Source organism: Paracraurococcus ruber (assembly GCF_004353985.1).
Classification (GTDB): Bacteria; Pseudomonadota; Alphaproteobacteria; order Acetobacterales; family Acetobacteraceae; genus Paracraurococcus; species Paracraurococcus ruber.
Genome location: NZ_SMOA01000559.1, coordinates 1 through 1,441, shown reverse-complemented (window position 1 = coordinate 1,441; position 1,441 = coordinate 1). Strand labels below are relative to the sequence as shown.

Genomic DNA, 1,441 nt, shown 5'->3' with positions numbered 1-1,441 from the left:
CACAGCCGCTACCGGCGACGCCTTCTGGACCTGCCCTCCCACGGTCGAGCCGTGGAGCTGCATTTGCAGGTGCGTCGCTTTCGCTGCGTCACGGCGGAATGCCCGCAGCGGACCTTCGCCGAGCCGCTGCCGGCGGAGGTTGCCCGGCGGTCTGCGCAGCGCACCGCGCGCCTGGACGGCCTGGTCCAGCACCTCGGCATTGCCCTCGGCGGCCGCCCTGGTGCGGGTCTCGCGGCGCGGCTCATGCTGCCGGTCAGCCGCGATACGCTGCTGCGGGTCGTCCGCCGACTGGCGCCGGGCAAGGCCGGCTCGGTCCGGGTTGTCGGGATCGACGAATGGGCGTGGCGACGCCGCCAGCGCTACGGCACTGTCCTCTGCGACCTCGAGCGGCGTTGCATCGTCGACCTGCTGCCCGACCGCGACCAGGCGACCGTGACGGCCTGGCTGCGAGCGCATCCCGAGGTCGAGGTTGTCGCCCGCGACCGCGCGGGCGGCTTCGCCGGCGCGGTCAGGGCAGCCGCACCCAAGGCGATCCAGGTCGCCGATCGGTGGCACCTGATGGAGAACGCCAGCGCGGCGTTCCTGGACGTCGTCCGCGCTGACCTGGGAGCGATCCGCCGTGCTCTCGACAGCGGGTCCGTCAACCCGGACCTGCTGAGCGCGGCCGAGCGCGTGCAGTACGAAAGCTACCTGCAGCGCCGGGAAGCCAACGACGTCGTTCGCGCGATGGCGGCCGCCGGCACCCCGATCAAGGAGATCGTCCGCCGTACCGGGCGCAGCCGGAAGCTGGTACGGGCCGTGCTCCGCCACGCCGAGGACGAGGTGTTCCGCAGCCGGGCCAGCAGCCTCGAGCCATGGCTGCCACGCCTGAAGGCGCTGTGGGACGGCGGCTGCCGCAACGCCGCCGAACTCTGGCGCCGGCTGCGCGACGAGGGCTTCGGCGGCTGCCTGCGGATCGTCACGGAGTGGGCCACCCGTCGTCGGCGGAGCGAGGCGCCCGATGGGGGCGCAACCGGCAGTGTGCCGCCTACCAGGACCATCGCGCGAGCCATGCTGGCCGCGCGCGAGAGCCTGCCGCGCGCCGAGGCGGTGATGGTGGCAGCCATCGAGGCCGCTGTCCCTGCGCTGGTCACGGCACGTGATCTGATCGAGCGTTTCCACCGGATGCTGCGCAGCGGAACCTCCGCGGCGTTGCCTTCCTGGATTACCGAGGCCAGGGCGAGCCCAGTCGCCTCCTTTGGCCGCGGCATCGCCGACGACCAGGCCGCCGTGCGCGCGGCAATGACCGAGGCGTGGTCGAACGGCGTGACGGAGGGGAGCATCACCAAGCTCAAGATGCTCCGGCGGCAGATGTACGGCCGAGGCAAGCTCGACCTACTGCGGGCGCGGCTGGTCGCACCGATAGCGGCGACGTAACCTGCACGAAACCTGCGCCAGAGCC

Annotated in this window: 1 protein-coding gene; it reads left to right on the top strand. The window is 72.4% G+C overall.

Annotation, left to right across the window (positions count from 1 at the left end):
• Positions 1-1,416: ISL3 family transposase (locus tag E2C05_RS31735; RefSeq protein ID WP_133223581.1), on the top strand; the 1,416-nt coding region annotated here is incomplete at its 5' end.
• Positions 1,417-1,441: the final 25 nt, after the last annotated feature.